This is a genomic window from Burkholderiaceae bacterium (assembly GCA_024235995.1).
Lineage (GTDB): Bacteria > Pseudomonadota > Gammaproteobacteria > Burkholderiales > Burkholderiaceae_C > Ottowia.
In genome coordinates this window covers 3,126,615-3,146,978 of sequence record JACKLI010000001.1, presented here as the reverse complement: position 1 = coordinate 3,146,978, position 20,364 = coordinate 3,126,615, and the positions used below count along the sequence as shown (strand labels likewise).

At 69.7% G+C, this 20,364-nt stretch carries 16 protein-coding genes and 1 pseudogene; 7 read left to right on the top strand and 10 right to left on the bottom strand.

Features of this window, described 5'->3' with window-relative positions:
• Positions 1 to 62: 62 nt before the first annotated feature.
• From H6927_15085 to H6927_15075, 3 genes and pseudogenes are all read right to left on the bottom strand, one after another.
• Positions 63 to 557, bottom strand: a complete 495-nt coding sequence (locus tag H6927_15085) for a TRAP transporter small permease subunit (protein MCP5219415.1) — start codon at positions 555 to 557, stop codon at positions 63 to 65.
• A gap of 116 nt (positions 558 to 673) precedes the next feature.
• Complete coding sequence (locus H6927_15080; GenBank protein ID MCP5219414.1) at positions 674 to 1,645, bottom strand: DctP family TRAP transporter solute-binding subunit; 972 nt, start codon at positions 1,643 to 1,645, stop codon at positions 674 to 676.
• Positions 1,646 to 1,785: 140 nt separating this feature from the next.
• A pseudogene (locus H6927_15075) lies at positions 1,786 to 1,911 on the bottom strand (DNA-binding response regulator).
• Between the two features lie 93 nt (positions 1,912 to 2,004).
• On the opposite strand from H6927_15075, the gene H6927_15070 reads away from it, so the two are divergent.
• Positions 2,005 to 3,186 carry an IPTL-CTERM sorting domain-containing protein gene (locus H6927_15070; GenBank protein MCP5219413.1) on the top strand — a complete coding sequence of 394 codons (1,182 nt, stop codon included), beginning with the start codon at positions 2,005 to 2,007 and terminating at the stop codon, positions 3,184 to 3,186.
• 365 nt (positions 3,187 to 3,551) lie between these two features.
• On the opposite strand, the gene H6927_15065 is transcribed toward H6927_15070, so the two are convergent.
• The 5 genes from H6927_15065 to H6927_15045 are packed head-to-tail and all read right to left on the bottom strand — an operon-like array spanning position 3,552 to position 6,840.
• Positions 3,552 to 4,385 carry a response regulator transcription factor gene (locus H6927_15065; GenBank protein ID MCP5219412.1) on the bottom strand — a complete coding sequence of 278 codons (834 nt, stop codon included), beginning with the start codon at positions 4,383 to 4,385 and terminating at the stop codon, positions 3,552 to 3,554.
• A gap of 6 nt (positions 4,386 to 4,391) precedes the next feature.
• Positions 4,392 to 5,441, bottom strand: coding sequence for a histidine kinase (locus tag H6927_15060; GenBank protein ID MCP5219411.1), 1,050 nt, complete (start codon positions 5,439 to 5,441; stop codon positions 4,392 to 4,394).
• Positions 5,438 to 5,947, bottom strand: coding sequence for a DUF4188 domain-containing protein (locus tag H6927_15055; protein ID MCP5219410.1), 510 nt, complete (start codon positions 5,945 to 5,947; stop codon positions 5,438 to 5,440). Before H6927_15055 ends, H6927_15060 begins: the two co-directional genes overlap by 4 nt.
• 5 nt (positions 5,948 to 5,952) lie before the next feature.
• On the bottom strand, positions 5,953 to 6,273 hold the full coding sequence (locus tag H6927_15050; protein MCP5219409.1) for a 2TM domain-containing protein: 321 nt from the start codon (positions 6,271 to 6,273) through the stop codon (positions 5,953 to 5,955).
• A gap of 12 nt (positions 6,274 to 6,285) precedes the next feature.
• Positions 6,286 to 6,840 carry a hypothetical protein gene (locus H6927_15045; protein ID MCP5219408.1) on the bottom strand — a complete coding sequence of 185 codons (555 nt, stop codon included), beginning with the start codon at positions 6,838 to 6,840 and terminating at the stop codon, positions 6,286 to 6,288.
• Between the two features lie 236 nt (positions 6,841 to 7,076).
• On the opposite strand from H6927_15045, the gene H6927_15040 reads away from it, so the two are divergent.
• The 4 genes from H6927_15040 (at position 7,077) to H6927_15025 (ending at position 16,695) form a co-directional block, all read left to right on the top strand.
• Positions 7,077 to 7,901, top strand: coding sequence for an undecaprenyl-diphosphate phosphatase (locus H6927_15040; GenBank protein MCP5219407.1), 825 nt, complete (start codon positions 7,077 to 7,079; stop codon positions 7,899 to 7,901).
• 124 nt (positions 7,902 to 8,025) lie between these two features.
• Positions 8,026 to 9,432, top strand: a complete 1,407-nt coding sequence (locus H6927_15035) for an efflux RND transporter periplasmic adaptor subunit (GenBank protein ID MCP5219406.1) — start codon at positions 8,026 to 8,028, stop codon at positions 9,430 to 9,432.
• A gap of 21 nt (positions 9,433 to 9,453) precedes the next feature.
• Positions 9,454 to 12,609: an efflux RND transporter permease subunit gene (locus H6927_15030; protein MCP5219405.1), complete on the top strand. Its 3,156-nt coding sequence runs from the start codon at positions 9,454 to 9,456 to the stop codon at positions 12,607 to 12,609.
• Between the two features lie 849 nt (positions 12,610 to 13,458).
• The gene (locus tag H6927_15025) at positions 13,459 to 16,695 is read left to right on the top strand and encodes an efflux RND transporter permease subunit (GenBank protein ID MCP5219404.1); all 3,237 of its coding nucleotides are present in this window, start codon (positions 13,459 to 13,461) and stop codon (positions 16,693 to 16,695) included.
• On the opposite strand, the gene H6927_15020 is transcribed toward H6927_15025, so the two are convergent.
• Positions 16,696 to 17,049 carry a YXWGXW repeat-containing protein gene (locus H6927_15020; GenBank protein MCP5219403.1) on the bottom strand — a complete coding sequence of 118 codons (354 nt, stop codon included), beginning with the start codon at positions 17,047 to 17,049 and terminating at the stop codon, positions 16,696 to 16,698. It lies immediately after the preceding gene.
• Positions 17,050 to 17,237: 188 nt separating this feature from the next.
• On the opposite strand from H6927_15020, the gene H6927_15015 reads away from it, so the two are divergent.
• Both H6927_15015 and H6927_15010 read left to right on the top strand, forming a co-directional pair.
• Positions 17,238 to 18,002 (top strand): two pore domain potassium channel family protein, encoded by a 765-nt coding sequence (locus H6927_15015; GenBank protein ID MCP5219402.1) that lies wholly within the window; start codon positions 17,238 to 17,240, stop codon positions 18,000 to 18,002.
• Positions 18,002 to 19,468: an efflux transporter outer membrane subunit gene (locus tag H6927_15010; GenBank protein MCP5219401.1), complete on the top strand. Its 1,467-nt coding sequence runs from the start codon at positions 18,002 to 18,004 to the stop codon at positions 19,466 to 19,468. Before H6927_15015 ends, H6927_15010 begins: the two co-directional genes overlap by 1 nt.
• Before the next feature lie 96 nt (positions 19,469 to 19,564).
• Here H6927_15010 and nth read toward each other — a convergent pair whose 3' ends face one another.
• Positions 19,565 to 20,203 carry an endonuclease III gene (gene nth, locus H6927_15005; protein MCP5219400.1) on the bottom strand — a complete coding sequence of 213 codons (639 nt, stop codon included), beginning with the start codon at positions 20,201 to 20,203 and terminating at the stop codon, positions 19,565 to 19,567.
• Between the last annotated feature and the right edge of the window lie 161 nt (positions 20,204 to 20,364).

Sequence of the window (20,364 nt, the reverse complement as noted above, 5' to 3'; positions counted from 1 at the left end):
ACGCTGCGCGCCTGCGCTGCCCCCCATGGGGGCCTTCGTGCCTTGGAGCGGTCCGGCGGCACTCATTGCGCCGTCTCCAGCTCCATCCGCCGCGGATCGAGGTAGTTGGCCACGATGCCCAGCAGCGAGAACACGGCGCCCACCGGCATGGCCACGTAGGCCCAGAACATGGTGACGGATTCGAGCCCGGCCACGGTCTGCACGCCGCCGCGGATGGCGTAGTCGGAGCCCCACCACAGGATGATGAGGATCAGCGCCAGCGCGGCCAGCGCCACCACCAGCTCCAGCACGCGCTGCAGGCGCTTGGGCGCGGCGCGGTACAGCGCGTCCACGCTCACCATGGCGCCCTGGCGAAAGGCCATGGGAATGCCCAGGAACACCATCCAGATCAGCGAGAAGCGGATCAGCACCTCGCTCCACTCGGCCGGCTGCTCCAGCACGAAGCGGGTGACGATCTGGAACACCCCCAGGGCCGAGGCGATGACCAGCATCAGGCAGGCCAGCGCCATGGCGATGCGCGTGGTCCAGCTCTCCAGCGTCAAGACAAGCGCTTTCATGATTCTTGTGCGTTCTGAATAAAAAAAGCCCGTCGCGCAGGGCGGACGGGCGCTGGCAGCTATTTTAAACGTAGCATGCGATGTCTCGCGTCGCGGATGCCGCCGGCCGCTTACTCTTACTTGTAGTTGCGGATGCGCTCCATGTTGGCCTTGCCGAACTTCTTCTCGAAGTCGGCCTCGACCGGCGCCAGGGCCTTGACGAAGGCCGGCTTGTCGACCTCGGTGTCCACCTGCATGCCCTTGCCGCGCAGGAACTCGACGCCCTTGGCGTCGTCCTCGTCCACGCGGGCGCGGTTGGCCTTGGTGCCTTCCTTGGCGGCGTCGATGAAGGCCTGCTTGTCGGCCGCGCTCAGCTTGTCGAACGCGCCCTTGTTCATCAGGAAGATGCAGGGCGAGTACACGTGGCCGGTGAGCGACAGGTACTTCTGCACCTGGTCGAACTTGGCCGAGATGATGACCGACAGCGGGTTCTCCTGCCCGTCCACGGTGCCCTGCTGCAGCGCGGTGAACACCTCGGGGAAGGCCATGGGCGTGGTGATGATGCCCAGCGCCTTGTAGGCGGTGATGTGCACCGGGTTTTCCATCGTGCGCATCTTCAGGCCCTTGACGTCGGCCGGCTCCTTGATGTCGCGCTTGCTGTTGGTCATGTTGCGAAAGCCGTTCTCGGCCCAGGCCAGCGCCTTGAAGCCCTTGGCGTCGAACTTGGTCAGCATCTCCTGGCCGATCGGGCCGTCGAGCACCGCGCGCGCGTGTGCCTTGTCGCGGAACAGGAAGGGCACGTCCAGGATCTGCGTCTCGGGCACGAAGTTGGGCACCGGCCCGGTGGAGGTGAAGGTGAGTTCGTGCGTGCCCAGCTGCACCGCCTCGATCGACTCGCGCTCGCCGCCCAGCGAGCCGTTGTAGAAGGTCTGGATCTTGTAGCGGCCGCCGGTGCGCTTTTCGACCTCCTTGGCGAAGACGTCGATGGCCACGCCCTGGTGCGAGTTCTGTGCGGTGGAGATGTTGATGCGCATGACGGTCTGCGCGCCGGCGGCGGCCAGCAGGCCGAAGGCAAGGCCAAGGCCCAGGGCGAGGGAACGGAATTTCATGGGGTGGGTCTCCTGCGAATGGTGAAACGGGGGCAAGCCCAGGGCGCGCCCGGTGCGAGGGCCATTATGGTGGCGCAGGTGCTAAATATTTCACGGGGTTTTCGCGCATTTCCCCAGTATGCTTGGGGTTGACCGGTGCGCTATAGGGGCTTGAAGCGCTGGGCGTACAGGCGGCTGACCGCCAGCCGTTCCCGGTGGCCGCGCAAGGCCATGTGCAGGCGCCCGGCCTTGTCGCGCTGCACGGTGTCGATGGCATCGGCGCGCACGTTGCGGTCGATTTATACCTTGGCGCGCGCCGGTACGCTGATATCAAAGATGGGGGGGCCACGCCGCCCGAACACCTAGGAGGGAAATATACCATGATCGAGCAGATGAAATGTTGGTTCAGCAAGAGTTTGCGCGCACGCCTTGAAGGCAAAACACGGAGTGCACGTGTTCTTCTGATCGGCGTGTTATGGGGCGCAGTCGCTGTGCCAGCGACTGCGCAAGTGATAGGCTTTGAAGTGCCGTTTGGCGGCTCTCAGGCTTCGTGCAATGGTGGAGTTCACGGCTACAGCGGCACTGCGCCAACGCTGTGCATGCAAAACATGGATACCGATTGGAGTGACGGCATCGGAGAGCTAAACACCGTGGCGTTGAGAATGGACGGAGAACGGGTTTGCGGGACCGATGCACCTGCGCACGGCGGAAGTTGCTATCTTTCTCTGCTGCGCAATGCCAATGATGGGTTCATGCCGACTGCGCCATGGAACGGCTCTTGGCAAAATGGCGCGCCGGATCAGCAGGGGGCAGTCTTCAACGTGTCGAGCACCGGTGTTGGCATGCGCTCAATCTCGGTGTTTTCGCGCGCCAATCCGATTGCGCGTTATGCGAATACGTCGTATGGGGGGTATCCAGGCGGAAATGGGTTGATTCAGATCTATAGCCGTAATACCACCGCTGGAGTTTCAGGTTGGACGTTGCAGGAAACCCAACAGTGCCCCAATACTGCAGTCTGGACGCAGTGCACCGTCGACTTCACGATCCCTGCAGACGCGCAGCAAGTGGCGTTTTTGCTGGCACCCGCACCGGACAGCGCCGCCGCAGGCTACATATCAGTTGATTTTGATGATGTCGACCTGTCTGGCTTGTTTCCTGTCATCGTCGCCAACGATGACAGCTACACCGTGCCCAATACCGGCTCCACCACCACCAGCGTGGTGGACAACGACACCGTCGATGGCGCTGCGGCCATTGTGGGCACCAACGTCAGCGTCCTGCCTGGTACCGCGCCGACACCGGCGGCCGGCTCGATCAGTATGGGTACCGACGGCACCATCACGGTCGCGGCAGGCACGACGCCGGGCAGCTACAGCTACCCTTACCAAGTCTGCGCGCTGCCAGCGCTGAACCCAGCTGTGTGCGCCAGCGCGGTGGCCACCATTGTCATAGCCGCTGCCGCGACACCTGCACCCGTTCCAACCCTCGGACAGTGGGCATTGTTGTTGCTCTCTTCGGTATTGCTGCTGCTCGGGATGCGTGCTTTTAGGCGCTGCGATTGAGGCTGACCGGATTGCAGAGCTGAAAAGCAACGCTTCTTCGAAGCCAATCTCTGGCGGGCGGAGCCGCTGCTGCACAAGCGCCGCCTCGGTAAGGTTTGGCTCTTGCCTAGTATAGACAGAGTGCCAGTCGTCGGTCGAGTCAGGTGCGGGCCTGTAGGCGCCACGCCTCGCCCACTCCCGCATCAGCGCCGGCCCTTCAGATCCATTCGACGTACAGCTACACCACCACGTCGGCGCTCGCGTTGATTCTGGCCTGCGCCTCGGCGCTGCTGAAGAGGCCGCCGACGCCGATGATCGGAAAGCCCGGCCCCAGCGCCGCGCGTAGCTGGTTGACGACGCGGTTGCCGGCTTCACGCGCCGACTTCCTATAAGGCCTTGAAACGCTGCGCGTACAGGCGGCTGACCACCAGCCGTTCCGGGTGGCCGCGCAGGGCCAGGTGCAGGCGCCCGGACTCGTCGCGCTGCACGGTGTCGATGGCGTCGGCGCTCACCACGGTGCCGCGGTGGATCTGCCAGAAGCGCTGGGCGTCCAACTGCGGCAGCAGCTCTTTCAGCGGCGTGCGCAGCAGGTGCTCGCCGGTGGCGGTGACCACGCGCACGTATTTGTCGGCGGCCTGGAAGAACAGCACCTCGGCCACCGGCACCATCCGGATCACGCTGCCGCCCGCGCCGGCGGGGCTGACGGGCAGCTGTTGCAAGGGCGGCTGCGCGGCGGCGCCGGGTTGCAGCGCGGCCAGCAGGCGGTGCAGCTGCTCGGCGGTGGCCTGCAGCCCGGCATCGTCGGTTGCTGCTTGATTGATAGCGCTTTGCGCGCGCCCAGCCAGCACGAGCTGCAGTTTTTGCACCGATTTCTGCAGGCGCTCGGGCTGCACGGGCTTGAGCACGTAGTCCAGCGCCTGCGTCTCGAAGGCCTGCAGCGCGTACTGGTCGTAGGCGGTGACGAAGGCCAGGGCCGGAAAGGGCTTGGCGCGGCTGTCCCAGGCGTCGGCCAGCTCGGCGGCCGCGTCCAGCCCGCTCAGGCCGGGCATGCGGATGTCCAGCAGCAGCACGTCGGGTTTGAGCCGCAGCGCCTCGCGCACCGCGCTGGCGCCATCGCCCACGGTGGCGACGACCTGCAGCTCGGGCCAGGCGCGCGCCAGCTCGGCCTGCAGCGCGGCGGCCAGCAAGGGTTCGTCTTCGGCGATCAGGGCGGTGGGCATGGCGGATCAGGCGATGGGAAGCGTGATGCGCACGGTGGTGCCGGCGCCGGGCTGCGACTGCACGGCCACGCGCCCCTGGCCGGCGGTGGCTGAGGCCACGCGCTCGCCCACCTGCGCCAGGCCGAAGTGGCCGGCGCGCGGCGGTGCCTGGGGGTCGAAGCCGGCGCCCGTGTCGCGCACCGTCAGGACCAGCTCGCCCGCCTCGCGCCGTGCCGCCACCTCGATGCGCCCGCCTTCCACGCGCGGCTCCAGCCCGTGGCGGATGGCGTTTTCCACCACCGGCTGCAGCAGCAGCGTGGGCACGGGCCGATCGCGCAGCGCCGCGGGCAGCTCGAGCGTGTACGCCAGCCGCGGGCCCATGCGCACGGCCATCAGCTCCAGGTAGTCGCGCAGGCGGTCGAATTCGTCGGCCAGCGGGTGCGCAGGCGCGCGCGAGGCGCCCAGCGTGGCGCGCAGGTAGCCGTCCAGCCGGTCGAGCATGTGCTGGGCGCGCGCCGGCTCGACGCCGATCAGCGCGCGCAGGTTGGCCAGGGTGTTGAACAGCATGTGCGGCTCCAGCTGGCTTTGCAGCAGCATCAGCCGCGCCTGCGCCGCGTCGCGCTCGGCGGCGGCGATGCTGGCCTGCAGGGCGGCCTGGCGCCCGCGCGTGAAGAAGTAGAAGCTGGCGACGAGGCCGGCGACGATGGCGATCGCCAGTCCAATCGCCTGGTCGCGCGCCGGGGAGGCCACGGTCTCGCCCAGCAGCGCCGCGGCCAGCCGGTTGCCGCCGGCATAGCCCACGCCGATGCCCACCACCGTCAGCAGCACGCCGCGCCAGCCCTTGGGCCAGCCGTGGCCGGGGCGGCTCGGGTCGCGGTGGCAGTGCTCGGCGGGTACCAGCAGGCGGCCGAACTCGATCACCGTCCAGATCAGCAGGCCGATCGACACCGAGTACACCAGTTGCGCGCCGTAGCCGGCCTGGGGCCAGATCAGGGTGGTGAACACCGCGATCAGGCAGCAGAAGACCAGCACCTGCAGGCCGTGGCGCAGCACGTCGAGCCAGAAGGCGCGGCTCATCCATTCAGCTCCTGCTCGCGCACCGGCGCCGGCGTCACGGCCTGGCCGGCCTGCCCCGAGCGCCCGCGCGCCGAGAACATGGCGCCGCGCGCCGGCCGCTGCGGGGCGAAGCGCGCCATGCCCACGTCCTGCGCCATGTCGATGTACACCGCCTCCATGCCGCCGCGCCTCAGGTAGCTCTCGTGCCAGAAGCCCGTGCCGCCCGAGTCGTGCAGAAACCGCTTCCACCAGATGCGGTGCGGGTCGGAGCGCGTCCAGGCCTCCAGCGAATCGAAGTCGCGCCAGTACTGGCGCATGCCGGCGTGGAGCGGCCAGAGCGAGAACAGAAAGTTTTCATGCAGCAGCAGTCCTTCGGGCCGGTCGGCCACGGACCGGGCGATTTTGGGGCCGAAGCCCCGCAGGGTCTTCAGGCCGGCCCAGGCGTTGACGCGCATGCCCAGGTAGACCACGACCAGGTCGGGCCAGGCGCCGAGGTCGACGCTGCGTCGGTTGGCGGTGGGTTTCATGGCGGTCAGCGAATCTCGCGCTGGAGTTTGTCACGCTCGGCCTGCAGCAGGCGCTCGTGCAGGCCGGCGCCGCCGGCAGACAGCCACACCACCAGCCCGTGGATGGCCAGGCCCAGGCCCCAGCCGGCCAGTGGAAAGAGGAACCAGGGCCGCCCGCTGCTCAGCGAGATCAGCGCCAGGCCGGCGTTGACGCACACATAAACCAGGGCGTGCACATACCAGCCCATCTTGGCGCCGGCACGCTTGCGCGCCAGGCGCTCGCGGGCGGCTTCGTCGTCCGCCGGATGGGCGGGCCGTGAATCGATATCGCGGTCGTGGCGAGACATGGCGCACTCCCTTCAGGCGGCAACCAGCGGGGCGGCGGATTTTTGCAGGCGCAGCACGCGCAGGGTGCGCGCGGCGATCCAGCCCGACAGCAGGCCGTACAGGCCGGTGACGGCCAGGGCAAAGCCGGCATCGCGTGCCAGCGCGGGCTCCAGCGCCAGCTGCACGCCGACGGTGTACTTGATGAGAAACACGCCCAGGATCAGCGCCATCGGCGCCCACGAGCCGGGCAGGTGAAAGCTGCGCGCGCCGGCGTTCCAGGTGGTGCCGGCAGGCGCCGCGCCGCGCAAACCCAGCGCCAGCATGGCGGCAAAGCAGGCGGCCCACAGCAGCAACAGCTCGGCCAGGCGCCCGCTGGCGGCAAAGGCCGACTGCACGCCCCACAGCGCCAGGCCCAGCATGGCCGCGGGCAGCAGCGCCAGGCGCGCCGGGCTGGCGCTGCGCTCGCGCGTGGCCGACAAGCCCAGCACGATCAGCGCGGCCAGCAGGGCGCCGACCCAGGCGGGGGTGCCGCGCACGATGTCGAGCGCGGCTTCGGGGTGTTGGCTGAGCAAGGTGGTGAGCAGCATGGGGTGTCCTGTGTCGAAGTGGATGAATGGCGCCATGGTGCAGGGCGCCGCCGTGCCGGGCCAGCGGCATGCGACCAAAGGCCGTGGGCGGGCGCGAAATGCAGCCGCGGCGGACGAAACGCGGCGCCGGCCCGCGCCCGCGCCTCGGGTGCCGGAATATGGACAAAACAAGCCTTTGGCGCGCATAGAATATGCGCCGCAAGCTACAAAACACGTAGCGATACGAGAGGTTTCAGTTGGATACCGCACTGATGATCAAGGCCGCCCTGATGGGCATCGTCGAAGGCCTGACCGAGTTCCTGCCCATCTCCAGCACCGGCCACCTGATCCTGGCCGGCAGTCTGCTGGGCTTTGCCGACGCCAAGGCCAAGGTGTTCGACATCGCGATCCAGACCGGCGCCATCCTGGCGGTGGTGATCGTCTACTGGCACAAGATCTGGGACACCCTGGTCGCGCTGCCCGGCAGCCGCGCGGCGCAGCGTTTTGCGCTGAACGTGCTGATTGCCTTTTTGCCCGCCGTGGTGCTGGGGCTGCTGCTGGGCCAGGCCATCAAGGCGCACCTGTTCACGGCGCCAGTGGTGGCCGCCACCTTCATCCTGGGCGCCTTCGTCATCCTGTGGGCCGAAAGCCGCCCGCAGAGCGCCGCCCGCGTGCAGAGCGTGGACGACATGACGGCGCTGGATGCGCTGAAGGTCGGACTGGCGCAGTGCGCGGCCATGATCCCGGGCACCAGCCGCTCGGGCGCCACCATCATCGGCGGCATGCTGCTGGGGCTGTCGCGCCAGGCGGCGACCGACTTTTCCTTCTTCCTGGCCATTCCCACGCTGATCGGCGCGGGCGCGTATTCGCTCTACAAGGAGCGCGCGCTGCTGTCCTGGGCCGACGCACCGCTGTTCGGCGTCGGCCTGCTGCTGTCCTTCGTCAGCGCCTGGGTGTGCGTGCGCTGGCTGCTGCGCTACATCGCCAGCCACAGCTTCGTGCCCTTTGCGTGGTACCGCATCGCGTTTGGCGCGGTGGTGCTGCTGACCTGGGCCATGGGCTGGGTGACCTGGGCCGATTGAAGCCCGGGCTTTACATTTCTTCATCGCCCATCGACCGGGCGGGCAAGGCGGGCCGCTACGATGGGGTTTGCACGGGCCCGACCGCCCGCGCAGTGCCGTGCCCTCGAACGATGGATTGCCCCGCATGACGCCCGACCCCAGCCTTGCCCCTTCGCCACCACCGCCCGCGCGCCGCCGCCGCTGGCTGGGGGTGGTGCTGACGCTGCTGCTGATCGCGGTCATGGTGGCCGGCGCGGTGGCCCTGGTGCAGCGGGCCCGCGCGCCGGCGGCCGGCGGCGCGCCCGGCGGCTTTGGTCCGGGGCCGGGCGGCGGTGGCGGAGGCGGCGGGGTGACGGTGGGCGCCACGCGCGCGGTGCAGGGCGATCTGCCGGTGCTGATCGATGCGCTGGGCACGGTCACGCCGCCCATCACGGCCACCCTGGTGCCGCAGGTGTCGGGCGTGCTGACCGAGGTGCTGTTCACCGAAGGGCAGATGGTGAGCAAGGGCCAGGTGCTGGCGCGCATCGACGTGCGCCCCTATGAGCAGACCCTGCTGCAGACCCGCGGCACCCGCGCCCGGGACGAGGCGCAGCTGGCCGCGGCCAAGGTGACGCTGGGGCGCTACCAGACGCTGCTGGCGCAGGACTCCATCGCCCGCCAGGACGTGGACACGCAGGCCGCGCTGGTCAAGCAGCTGGAGGGCGTGGTGGAGGCCGACCGCGCCAGCGAGCGCGCCGCCGCGCTGAACGTGGACTTTGCCAGCATCCGCGCGCCCATCAGCGGGCGCATCGGGCTGCGCGCGGTCGATCCGGGCAACCTGGTCAGCAGCAGCAGCGCCACCGGCATTGCCAACATCACGCAGATCACGCCTATTGACGTGGTCTTTACCGTGCCGCAGGACCGCGTGCCCGCCGTGCTGGCGGCGCAGCGCAAGGGCAGGTTGCCCGTGGTGGCGCTGGACCGCGGCCGCACCACGGTCCTGGCCGAGGGGCAGTTTCTGACGCTGGACAACCAGGTCAACACCACCACCGGCACGGTGCGCGCCAAGGCGCGTTTTGCCAATGCCGACGGCGCCCTGTTTCCCAACCAGTTCGTCAATGCGCGGCTGCAGCTGGGCACGGCGGCGGGCGTGCTGGTGCCGGTCACCGCCGTGCGCACCGGCCCGCAGGGCGACTACGTGTACGTGGTGGACGACGAGCGCATCGCCCACATGCGGCCCGTGACGCGCGGCATGGCCGCAGTCGATCAGGTGTTGATCGCGCAGGGCCTGCAGGCCGGCGAGCGCGTGGTGACAGAGGGCGGCGACCGGGTCAAGGACGGTGGCAAGGTGCAACTGCCCGCCGATGCGCCGGCGGGCGGCGGCAAGCGCGGCGGGGCCAGCGCGGCGGCGTCGGCATCGTCGGTGGCGGCGCCCGCGGCCAGCGCCGCCAGCCGCCCGGCCTGGCTCGACCGCCTGCCGCCCGAGCTGCGCCAGAAGGTGATGGCCATGCCGCCCGAGGAGCGGCGCGCCTATCTGGAGCAGCTGCGCGCGCGCCGGCAGGCCGGGCAGTAAGGGCGCGGCGAGGGTGCGCCCATGAACGTCTCGCGCCTGTTCATTCAGCGGCCCGTGGCCACGGCGCTGTTCATGCTGGCCATTGTGCTGGCCGGCCTGGTGGGCCTGCGTTTTTTGCCGCTGGCGGCGCTGCCGCAGGTGGACTACCCCACCATCCAGGTGCAGACGCTGTACCCCGGCGGCAGCCCCGACGTGATGAGCCGCACCGTGACCGCGCCGCTGGAGCGCCAGTTCGGCCAGATGCCCGGCCTGGCGCGCATGAGCAGCGTCAGCAGCGCGGGCGTGTCGATGATCACGCTGCAGTTCGCGCTCAGCCTGAAGATGGACGCCGCCGAGCAGCAGGTGCAGGCGGCCATGAACGCGGCCGGATCGCTGCTGCCGGCCGACCTGCCCGCGCCGCCGGTGTACGCCAAGGTCAACCCGGCGGATGCGCCCATCATGCAGTTGGCCGTTACCTCCGACAGCCTGCCGCTGACCGAGGTGCAGAACATGGTCAACACGCGGCTGGCGCTCAAGATCAGCCAGATCGACGGTGTGGGCCTGGTCACCCTGGCCGGCGGGCAGCGCCCCGCCGTGCGCGTGCAGGGCAATCTGGAGGCGCTGGCGGCCATGGGTCTGGGGCTGGACGCGCTCAGCAGCGCCATCAGTGCTGGTAATTCCAGCACCGCCAAGGGCAACTTCGATGGGCCGCAGCGCCAGTACAGCATCAACGCCAACGACCAGTTGATGACGGCCGATGACTACCGCGAGCTGATCGTGGCCTACGTGGGCGGCGCGCCGGTGCGGTTGAAAGACGTGGCGCGCGTCATCAACGGTTCGGAGAACGACCGCCTGGGCGCGTGGACGGGCGTGAAGGGCGCCGCCAGCGGGCTGGCACCGGCCATCATCCTGAACGTGCAGCGCCAGCCCGGCGCCAACGTCATCGCCACGGTGGACGCCATCAAGCGCCAGCTGCCCGCGCTGGGCCGCGGCCTGCCGCAAAGCGTGCAGCTGACGGTGCTGACCGACCGCACGCTGGGCATCCGCTCCTCGGTCGAGCACGTGGAGATGGAGCTGGTGCTGGCCGTGGTGATGGTGGTGCTGGTGATCTTCGCCTTCTTGCACAGCCTGCGCGCCACGCTGATTGCCTCCATCGCCGTGCCGATTTCGCTGCTGGGCACCACGGCGGCCATGTATCTGCTGGGCTACTCGCTCAACAACCTGAGCCTGATGGCGCTGACCATTGCCACCGGCTTCGTGGTGGATGACGCCATCGTGATGATCGAGAACATCTCGCGCCACCGCGAGCTGGGCAAGACCCCGCTGCAGGCGGCGCTGGCGGGCGCGGGCGAGATCGGCTTCACCATCATCTCGCTCACGGTGTCGCTGATCGCGGTGCTGATTCCGCTCTTGTTCATGCAGGAGGTGATCGGGCGGCTGTTCCGCGAATTCGCCGTCACGCTGGCCATCACCATTCTGTTCTCGGCGCTGGTGTCGCTCACCCTGGTGCCCATGATGTCGGCGCGCATGCTGGAGCCGCTGGGCGAGGCCCACAACCGCATCGGCGCCTGGATCCAGGCGCGCATGGACCGGGTCATCGCCCGCTACGACGGCGGCCTGCAATGGGTGCTGGCGCACCAGCCCTTCACGCTGCTCGTGGCGGTGCTGACGCTGGCCGTGACGGTGCTGCTGTACGTGGTCATCCCCAAGGATTTGTTCCCGGTGCAGAGCACGGGCCAGTTGCAGGGCCAGGTGCAGGCCGCGTCCGACGTGTCCTTCGAGCGCATGTCGGCGCTGCAGGGCGACGCCGCGCGCCTGGTGCTGCAGGACCCGGCCGTGCTCTCGCTCAGCTCGGTGGTGGGGGTGGATGCGGCCAACAACAGCCGGCTGTCCTCGGGCCGCATGGTCATCAACCTTAAGCCGCACGTGCTGTTTGGCGACTCCGAGGCCGCCATCATGCAGCGCCTGCGGCAAAAAGTGGCCGAGCAGGTGGCGGGCGCCACGTTGTTCCTGCAGCCCACGCAGGACTTGACCATCGACTCCGACACTGGCCCCACGCAATACCGGTTCGACCTAGAAGGCGTGGACACGGCCCTGGTCAACCAATGGGCGCAGCGCCTGGCCCAGCGCCTGCAAGGCGTGCCCCAGCTGCGTCACGCCACCACCGAATCGGGGGCCACCGGCCCAGCCGCCATGGTCAAGGTCGACCGCGACGCCGCCGCCCGCCTGGGCGTCACCACCAGCGCCCTGGACAGCGCGCTGTACAACGCCTTTGGCCAGCGCATCGTCTCCACCATCTTCACCGAGACCAACCAGTACCGCGTGATCCTGGAAGCCGCGCGCGGCGACGCCACCAGCCTGCAATCGCTGCGCGACATGCCGGTCAAGACGACAGGCGGCGGCACCACGCCGCTGGGCGCCATCGCGCAGATCGTCGAGGAGCCCGCGCCGCTGGCGGTGCAGCGCGTGGGCCAGTACCCGGCCGCCACCGTCGGCTTCGACACGGCGCCCGGCGTCAGCCTGGGCGCGGCCGTGCAGGCGGTGCGCGACGCAGCGCAGGCCGAGGGCTTGCCGGGCGCGATCACGCTGCGCTTCACCGGCGCCTCGGGAGCGTATCAAAGCTCGCTGGACAACCAGCTGTGGCTGATCCTGGCGGCGGTGGTGTGCGTGTACATCGTGCTGGGCGTGCTGTACGAGAGCTACGTGCACCCGCTCACCATCCTGTCCACCCTGCCCTCGGCGGGGGTGGGTGCGCTGCTGGCGCTGCTGCTGACCGGCCATGCGCTGGACGTGGTGGGCATCATCGGCCTGGTGCTCTTGATCGGCATCGTCAAGAAGAACGCCATCATGATGATCGACTTCGCCATCGAAGCCGAGCGCGGCCAGGGCAAGTCGGCGGTGGAGGCCATCCATCAGGCGGCGCTGCTGCGCTTTCGCCCCATCCTGATGACGACCTTGGCCGCGCTGGCCGCCGCCGTGCCCCTGATGCTGAGCTGGGGCGACGGGGCCGAGCTGCGGCGGCCTTTGGGCATTGCGATTTTTGGTGGCTTGGTGCTGTCGCAGCTGCTGACGCTGTTCACCACGCCGGTGATCTACCTGTGGTTCGACCGGCTGGGGCAGCGGCTGGGGTGGGGCAGGGCGATTGAAGACGATGAATCCGGTCTTGCTCCGGTGGGGCGCGAGGAGCCATCGCCATGATCGGGCCTGGCTTTGCTCCCTCGCCCCTTTGGGGAGAGGGTTGGGGTGAGGGGCTTGCGGCGTTGGATGGGTCGCTGTTGTTTGCTTCGCTGCTGACTCTGGATGCATCGGCTGGCCGGGATGTGCGCCCGGCGGCGCACCTACTTTCTTTTGCGTCGCCAAAAGAAAGTAGGCAAAGAAAAGGCGACCCCAAGTCTGCGACCCCTGCGCTGCGCTTCGGGGCAGACCTGCGTCACAGCGTTTGCGGGGTGCGCGGTGGAACTCGCTGCGCGCCAAGGCGCTTCGCTCAAACAACCCCCGCGAGTCAGAGCACGAACGCGTGCATCCTGCGGTGCACGCGCCACCCCGCAAACGCTGCGCCACAGGCGCAGCCACAGGGGGTTGAAAACCATACGGGCCATCGCTGTGCTCGGCCCCATTCCAGGCCGAGCGCAGCGATGGCCCGGATTGGATTTATCCACCCCTCTGGCCGTGCCGAGAAGCGCAGGGCGTGGGGCGGGCATGGGCAGCGCAGCATGCCCATGCTTCGTGCTCTGACTTGCTGCGGTTGTCTGAGCGAAGCGCGCCAGCGCGCAGCGAGTTCCGCAGCACCGCCCCATGACCGAGCATCGCAGGCTGCCCGCAGCGAAGCGGAGGGACACGGCCAGTGGGGTCGCCTTTCTTTTGCCTTCTTTTCTTTGGCGACGCAAAGAAAAGAAGGTGCGCTGCCGGGCGCACATCCCGGCCAGCGGAAGCTTGTAGCGTCAACGACGAAGCAATCGCCAACAACCCGTCCAACGCCCAGCCCCTCACCCCAGCCCTCTCCCCAGAGGGGCGAGGGAGTAAAACCCAAAGCGACGAGGGTGTGAAGTGAACCTCTCGCGCCCCTTCATCCAGCGCCCTATCGCCACCGTGCTGCTCACGCTCGGCCTGGCGCTGGCCGGCATCGCGGCGTTTTTCGCGCTGCCGGTGGCGCGTCTGCCGGCGGTGGACTTTCCGGTCATCTTCGTCAGTGCCAACATGGCCGGCGCCAGCTCGGCCGACATGGCGCGCACCGTGGCCACGCCGCTGGAGCGCACGCTGGGCACCATCGCCGGCGTCAACGAGATGACCAGCAGCTCCAGCACCGGCTCCTCGCGCGTGGTGCTGCAGTTCGACCTGGGCCGCAACATCGACAGCGCCGCGCGCGACGTGCAGGCCGCCATCAACGCCGCCCGCATCGACATGCCGGCCAACCTGCGCACCAACCCCACCTACCGCAAGGCCAACCCGGCGGCGCAGCCCTTCCTGATCCTGGCGCTCACGTCCAAGACCCGCACCCCGGGGCAGATCTACGACGCCGTCAACAACATCCTCAACCAGCGCCTGCTGCAGGTGCCGGGCGTGGGCGACGTCACGCTGGGCGGCGGCTCGCAGCCTGCCGTGCGGGTGGAGCTGGACCCGTTTGCGCTGTCCAACCTGGGCATCAGCGGCGACGACGTGCGCGCCGCGCTGCAGGCCAGCAGCGCGCTGCGGCCCAAGGGCGTGGTGGAGCTGGGCGACGCCGCCGATGGCCGCGCCCTGCAGGTGCTGACGCCCGCGCCGCGCCTGCGCGCCGCCGACTACCGCGACCTGATCATCGGCATGCGCAACGGCGCCGAGGTGCGCCTGTCGCAGGTGGCGCGCGTGACCGACGGCGTGCAGGACACGCGCACGCGCGGCATGTTCAACGGCCAGCCGGCCATCGTGGTCAACATCACGCAGCAGCCCGACGCCAACCTGATCGAAACCGCCGACGCCATCAACGATTTGCTGCCGCAACTGCGCGAGCAACTGCCGCCCGACATCGAGCTTCAGGTCGCCATCGACCGCACCGGCTCGGTGCGCTCCTCGGTGCGCGAGGTCGAGATCACGCTGGTGATCGCTGTGCTGCTGGTGGTGGCCGTGGTGGGCCTGTTCTTGCGCAACCTGCGCGCGGCGCTGATCCCGGCGGTGGCCACGGTGGTGTCGCTGCTGGGCACCTTCGGCGTGATGTTCGCGTTGGGCTTTTCGCTCAACAACCTGACTTTGATGGCGCTCACCGTGGCCACCGGCTTCGTGGTGGACGACGCCATCGTGGTACTCGAGAACATCTCGCGCCACCTCGAGATGGGCCGCCCGCGCAGGCGTGCCGCGCTGGAGGGCGCCAAGGAGGTGGGCTTCACGGTGCTGACCATCAGCGTGTCGCTGATCGCGGTGTTCATCCCGCTTTTGTTCATGGGCGGCCAGCCGGGGCGGTTGTTTCGCGAGTTTGCGGTCACGCTCTCGGCCGCGGTGATGATTTCGCTGGTGATTTCGCTCACCACCACGCCCATGCTGTGCGCGCTGCTGCTGCCCAAGGGCGGGCTCGAATCCGGCATGCCCGCCACGGCGCCGCGGCGCAGCCTGGCCGGCCGCCTGCGTGCGCGCATGGGCGGCTGGCTGCGCGGGGGCGAGCGGCAGATGGTGCGCGCCTACACCCATTCGCTGGACTGGGCCCTGGCCTCGCCCTGGCTGGTGATTGGGGTGCTGCTGGTGGTGATCGGCCTGAACGGCTATCTGTTTTCGGCCATCACCAAGGGCTTTTTCCCGGACCAGGACAACGGCCTGCTGATCGGCGGCCTGCGCGCCGACCAGAGCATTTCATCCACGGCGATGGCTGACAAGCTGCAGCAGGCGGTGGACATCATCCGCGCCGACCCGTCGGTGGGCACGGTGGTGGCGTTTGCCGGCGGGCGCACCTCGGGCGGGGGCTTTCTGTCGGCGGCGCTCAAGCCCGCCAAGGATCGGCCGGCAGGCGAGAAGACCCGTGCCGTCATCAACCGCCTGCGCCCGCAGCTGGGGCGCATCACCGGGCTGCGCGTGTTCCTCAGCCCGGTGCAGGAGCTGCGCATCGGCGGGCGCAGCAGCAACAGCGCCTACCAGTACACGCTCAAGGGCGACAACGCGGCCGACCTGAAGACCTGGACGCTCAAGCTGGCGGCGCAACTGCGGCAGGACGAGCGCGTGACCGACATCGACGACGACCAGAGCGACAACGGGGTGGAGAGCTTCGTCCAGGTCGACCGCAGCAAGGCCGCCAGCCTGGGCGTGTCGCTGGCCACCATCGACGCGGCGCTGTACAACGCCTTCGGCCAGCGCCAGGTCGCCAACGTCTACACCGACCTGAACCAGTACACCGTGGTGATGGAGTGGGCGCCGCGCCACGCGCGCTCGCCGCTGGCGCTGGCCGACGTGCAGGTGCCGGCGGCCAACCGCAAGGCCGCGGCCAGCACCGGGGGCAGCTCGGCCAACCCGGCCCTGCGCAGCGGCTCCACCGGCCAGCCCATCTCCATCAGCCCCAGCGCCATGGTGCCGCTGTCGGCCTTTGCCACGGTCAGCGAGCGCGCCGTGCCCACGGCGGTCTATCACGACGGCGGCGAGTTGTCGGCCACGCTGTCGTTCAACCTGGGCGACGGCGTGTCGATCGAGCAGGGGCGCCAGGCCGTGCTGGACGCGGTGGGCGCCATCGGCATGCCCAACAACGTGCGCGGTGATTTTTCGGGCGCGGCCGCCGCGGCGCAGCAAACCCAGTCGCAGCAGGGCCTGCTGATCCTGGCGGCCATCGTGGTCATCTACATCGTGCTGGGCATGCTGTACGAGAGCCTGATCCACCCCGTCACCGTGCTCACCACGCTGCCCAGTGCGGGCTTTGGCGCGGTGCTGGCGCTGCTTTTGCTCAAGATGGAGTTTTCGCTGATGGCGCTGATCGGGGTGTTCCTGCTGATCGGCATCGTCAAGAAGAACGCCATCCTGATCATCGATTTCGCGCTCGAGGCCGAGCGCGCGCGCGGTCTGACGGCGGTGCAGGCCGTGCGCGAGGCCTGCCTGCTGCGCTTTCGCCCCATCCTGATGACCACGCTGGCCGCCGGCCTGGGCGCGCTGCCGCTGGCCATCGGCTTTGGCCAGGGCGCCGAGCTGCGCCAGCCGCTGGGCGTGACCATCGTCGGCGGCCTGATCGCCAGCCAGCTGCTCACGCTGCTGACCACGCCGGTGGTCTACGTGCTGCTGGACAAGCTGCGCCGCCGCCGCGCCGGCGAGGCTGGGCTGGCGCACGCGGCGATGGGCTGATTACCGCACCCAGTGGCCGCCGCGCAACGCCCAGCCGCCGCGCGGGCCATGCTCCCAATGATGCGGTTCCCAGTGGTAGCCGGGCCGCGGTCGCACGTAGCGGCCGGGCACCCACACGTGGCGCCCGCCGTACCAATTCCAGTAGCCGCCGATCCACACCGCGCCGACGTAGGGGACAGCCGGCACCACCTCGTATGGCGGGGGCGGCGGCGCCACCGTGGCGTAGACGTCGCCGTCGGCCACCGCCACCGGCGCCGGCACCACGGCGCAGCCGCCGAGCAGGGCGCCGGCGGCCAGCAGGGCCGCTCCCCAGCGCAGGGTGGAACGGGACAAGGACGAATGGAAAGCGGGCATGAAGCGCTCCTGACGCAATCGGGTCCGCGAAGGCGGGCCCATGCTGACCCAACGGGGCCGTCGCGCGCAGCGCCGACGCGCTTTACGAAACTTTGCGCGCCCGACGGGGATCGTTGAATCCGTGTGTCCATGCTTGGGCCTGCTCCATCGGCGCGCTGCGCCGCGGCGAGCCAGACCGTCCTCCCGTCATGTCGTTCCGTACTTCCTTGGTGGCCGCGCCCGGCCCGCGCCCGGCACGGCCCTGGCGTGCCGTCACCTGGCGCAGCCTGCTGCTGCTGTTGCTGGCGCAGACGTTCACGCTGTTCGTGGCCGTGCCGCTGTCATCGTTCCGGGTCTCGGGCCTGGTGCTGGCCGACGTGTGTCGCCTGGCCTTCGCCGGCGTGTGCGTCCGCGTGTTCACGCGCAACCGCTGGGTGCGCGCGCTGCTGGTGGCGGGCCTGGTCGCCATCGTCGGCATTCCGGCGCTGGCGCGCCACGCCCATGGCCATCACGCCCTGGTGCACCAGCACGAATGGCTGACCTGGACGGTCGCGCTGTTCAACGCCACGGTGACGGTGCTGGTGGCGCGCTACGTCTTCGGGCCCGGCCGGGTGGGCGCCGACCGGGTGCTGGGCGCCATCCTGATCTACCTGAACCTGGCGGCGCTGTTCGCCAACGTCTACGAGCTGATGGTGCTGCTGCAGCCCGGCGCGATCAGCGGGCTGTCGGCGCTGTCGGCGGTGGGCATGCCCGACAAGCGCGCGGCCGAGCTGACCTATTTCAGCCTCAGCACCATCACCTCCACCGGCTGGGGCGACCTGACGCCGCTGCATCCGCTGGCGCGCGGCCTGGCCAATTTCGAGGCGGTCATCGGGCAGCTGTTTCCAGCCACCCTGGTGGCGCGGCTGATCGGCCTGCACCTGGCGCAGGGCGGGCGGCGCGCGCGCAGGCCGTCCGATCCGCCGCCACCATAATGACAACTGCCGATTCGCTCCCATCCGCCATGCCTTTCGCCCGCACCCAGCCACCTCGTTTTGGACGCGCGCCGCTCGCGCTTGCACTCACGCTGAGCGTGCTGCTGGCCGCCTGCGCCGCCCCGGCGCCCGAGCCGGCGCCCGGCACCCCGCTGCCCACGGGCTGGAAGAGCGCGCCGCCGCCCGGCTGGATCAGCACCGCCGACGCACCCGCGGCCTGGCAGGCGGGGCGGTGGTGGGCCTTGTTTGCCGACGCGCCGCTCGATGCGCTGATGCAGCGTGTCGAAGTGGGCAACCAGAACCTGGCGCAGGCCATGGCCAACGTGGCGCAGGCGCAGGCGCTGCTGCGCCAGGCCGAAGCGCAATGGGCCCCCACGCTGGGCGCGCAGCTGGGGGCGCAGCGCAGCGGCGATCCGGCGGGCGGCTCGGCGACGCTGGGGCTGACGGCCAGCTGGGCGCCCGACCTGTGGGGCCGGCTGGCGGCGGGCGTGCAGGCGCAGGGCGCGCGCGTGCAGGCCAGCCAGGCCGACCTGGCGGCCGCGCGCCTGGCCGCGCAGGGCAGCCTGGCCAGCGCCTACTTTCGTGTGCGCGAGGCCGACGTCGAGCTGCAGCTGCTGGACGAGATCATCACCGGCTACCGGCGTGCCGTCGGCATCACGCAAAACCGCTACCAGGCCGGCGTGGCGGCGCACACCGACCTGCTGCAGGCGCAAAGCACGCTGGAGAACACGCTGGGCAGCCGCGCCGCGCTGCAGGCCAGCCGCGACACCACCGAGCAGGCCATCGCCCTGCTGATCGGCCAGCCGCCGGCGCAGTTCACGCTGGCGCCCGCGCCCTGGCAGGCCACTGTGCCGGCCTTGCCGCTGGACATGCCTTCGGAGCTACTGCTGCGCCGCCCCGACGTGGCGTCCAGCGAGCGCGCGGTGGCCGCCGCCAACGCCAGCATCGGCGCCGCGCGCGCGGCCTACTTTCCCAGCCTCAACCTCTCGGCGGGCCTGGGCGGCAAGGCCGGCAGCCTGGCCACGCTGGCCTCGGCGCCCACGCTGGCCTGGTCGCTGGGCGCGGCGCTGGCGCAGACCTTGTTCGACGCCGGCGCGCGCGACGCCGCGGTGGAGCAGGCGCGCGCCGCGCATCGGGCGGCCACGGCCAGCTACCGGCAAAGCGTGCTGACGGCCCTGGGCCAGGTCGAAAACCAGCTGACCGCCATGGCCGCGCTGGCCAAGCAGATCGAGCATGCGCATGCGGCCGCGCTGGCCGCGCGCGGCGCCGAGCAGCGCATCCTGAACAGCTACCAGGCGGGGCTGTCGGCCTACACCGACGTGGTCACCGCGCAGGCCAACGCCCTGGGCGCGCGCCGCAGCGAGCTGCAGCTGCAGCTGCAGCGCCAGCAGGCGGCGGTGGGGCTGATCCAGGCCCTGGGCGGCGGCTGGCAGGCGCCGTGGGGCGAGGCCGCGGCCGCCAGCTGAGTGGCGACACCTGTGCCGGCCGTGGGTTGGCACGACGCTGCTATCCTGACCGGGCTGGCGTGGGGTAGGGGTGTGCGGGCGGCGCCCCGCCAAGCCTCAAGGCGCCGGCGTCTTGGGCTTGAAGTCGCAGCAGTCGGCCACCGCGCACTGCCAGCAGCGCGGCGTGCGCGCCACGCACACGTAGCGGCCGTGCAGGATCAGCCAGTGGTGCGCGTGCGTGAGGTACTGGGCCGGCACGCGCCGCAGCAGCGCCTGCTCCACCGCCAGCGGCGTCTTGCCCGGCGCCAGTCCGGTGCGGTTGGCCACGCGAAAGATGTGCGTGTCCACCGCCATGGTGGGCTCGCCGAAGGCCACGTTCAGCACCACGTTGGCGGTCTTGCGGCCCACGCCGGGCAAGGCCTCCAGCGCCTCGCGCGTGCGCGGCACCTCGCCGCCATGCTCGCGCAGCAGGATGGTGCAGGTCTGCATCAGGTGCCGCGCCTTGCTGCGGTACAGGCCGATGGTCTTGATGTGGCCCTCCAGCCCTTCCAGGCCCAGGTCGATGATCCGCTGCGGCGTGTTGGCCACCGGAAACAACCGCCGCGTGGCCTTGTTCACCCCCACGTCCGTGGCCTGCGCCGACAGCAGCACGGCCACCAGCAGCTCGAACACGCTGGTGTATTCGAGCTCGCTGGCGGGCAGCGGGTTGGCGGCCTGCAAGGTGGCGAAAAAGCGGTCGATCTGGCTCGGGGTCATGGCAGCGAAGCCTCCGGACATCAAAAACCTACGTTGTTTGCCAGCAAAAAAAAAACCAACCGGGAGCGGTTGGTTTTTTGAATGGTGGTGGCGGACATCGCCGCCACCAAATAGACGCGCATTGTATCAAATGGCAATGGAGCGGGCTGCCGAGGGAGTGC

Bases quoted from the DNA above. Each gene is read 5' to 3' on its own strand.
- H6927_15085 (MCP5219415.1), bottom strand. From the start codon at position 557: ATGAAAGCGCTTGTCTTGACGCTGGAGAGCTGGACCACGCGCATCGCC.
- H6927_15080 (MCP5219414.1), bottom strand. From the start codon at position 1,645: ATGAAATTCCGTTCCCTCGCCCTGGGCCTTGGCCTTGCCTTCGGCCTG.
- H6927_15070 (MCP5219413.1), top strand. From the start codon at position 2,005: ATGATCGAGCAGATGAAATGTTGGTTCAGCAAGAGTTTGCGCGCACGC.
- H6927_15065 (MCP5219412.1), bottom strand. From the start codon at position 4,385: ATGCCCACCGCCCTGATCGCCGAAGACGAACCCTTGCTGGCCGCCGCG.
- H6927_15060 (MCP5219411.1), bottom strand. From the start codon at position 5,441: ATGAGCCGCGCCTTCTGGCTCGACGTGCTGCGCCACGGCCTGCAGGTG.
- H6927_15055 (MCP5219410.1), bottom strand. From the start codon at position 5,947: ATGAAACCCACCGCCAACCGACGCAGCGTCGACCTCGGCGCCTGGCCC.
- H6927_15050 (MCP5219409.1), bottom strand. From the start codon at position 6,273: ATGTCTCGCCACGACCGCGATATCGATTCACGGCCCGCCCATCCGGCG.
- H6927_15045 (MCP5219408.1), bottom strand. From the start codon at position 6,840: ATGCTGCTCACCACCTTGCTCAGCCAACACCCCGAAGCCGCGCTCGAC.
- H6927_15035 (MCP5219406.1), top strand. From the start codon at position 8,026: ATGACGCCCGACCCCAGCCTTGCCCCTTCGCCACCACCGCCCGCGCGC.
- H6927_15030 (MCP5219405.1), top strand. From the start codon at position 9,454: ATGAACGTCTCGCGCCTGTTCATTCAGCGGCCCGTGGCCACGGCGCTG.
- H6927_15020 (MCP5219403.1), bottom strand. From the start codon at position 17,049: ATGCCCGCTTTCCATTCGTCCTTGTCCCGTTCCACCCTGCGCTGGGGA.
- H6927_15015 (MCP5219402.1), top strand. From the start codon at position 17,238: ATGTCGTTCCGTACTTCCTTGGTGGCCGCGCCCGGCCCGCGCCCGGCA.
- H6927_15010 (MCP5219401.1), top strand. From the start codon at position 18,002: ATGACAACTGCCGATTCGCTCCCATCCGCCATGCCTTTCGCCCGCACC.
- nth (MCP5219400.1), bottom strand. From the start codon at position 20,203: ATGACCCCGAGCCAGATCGACCGCTTTTTCGCCACCTTGCAGGCCGCC.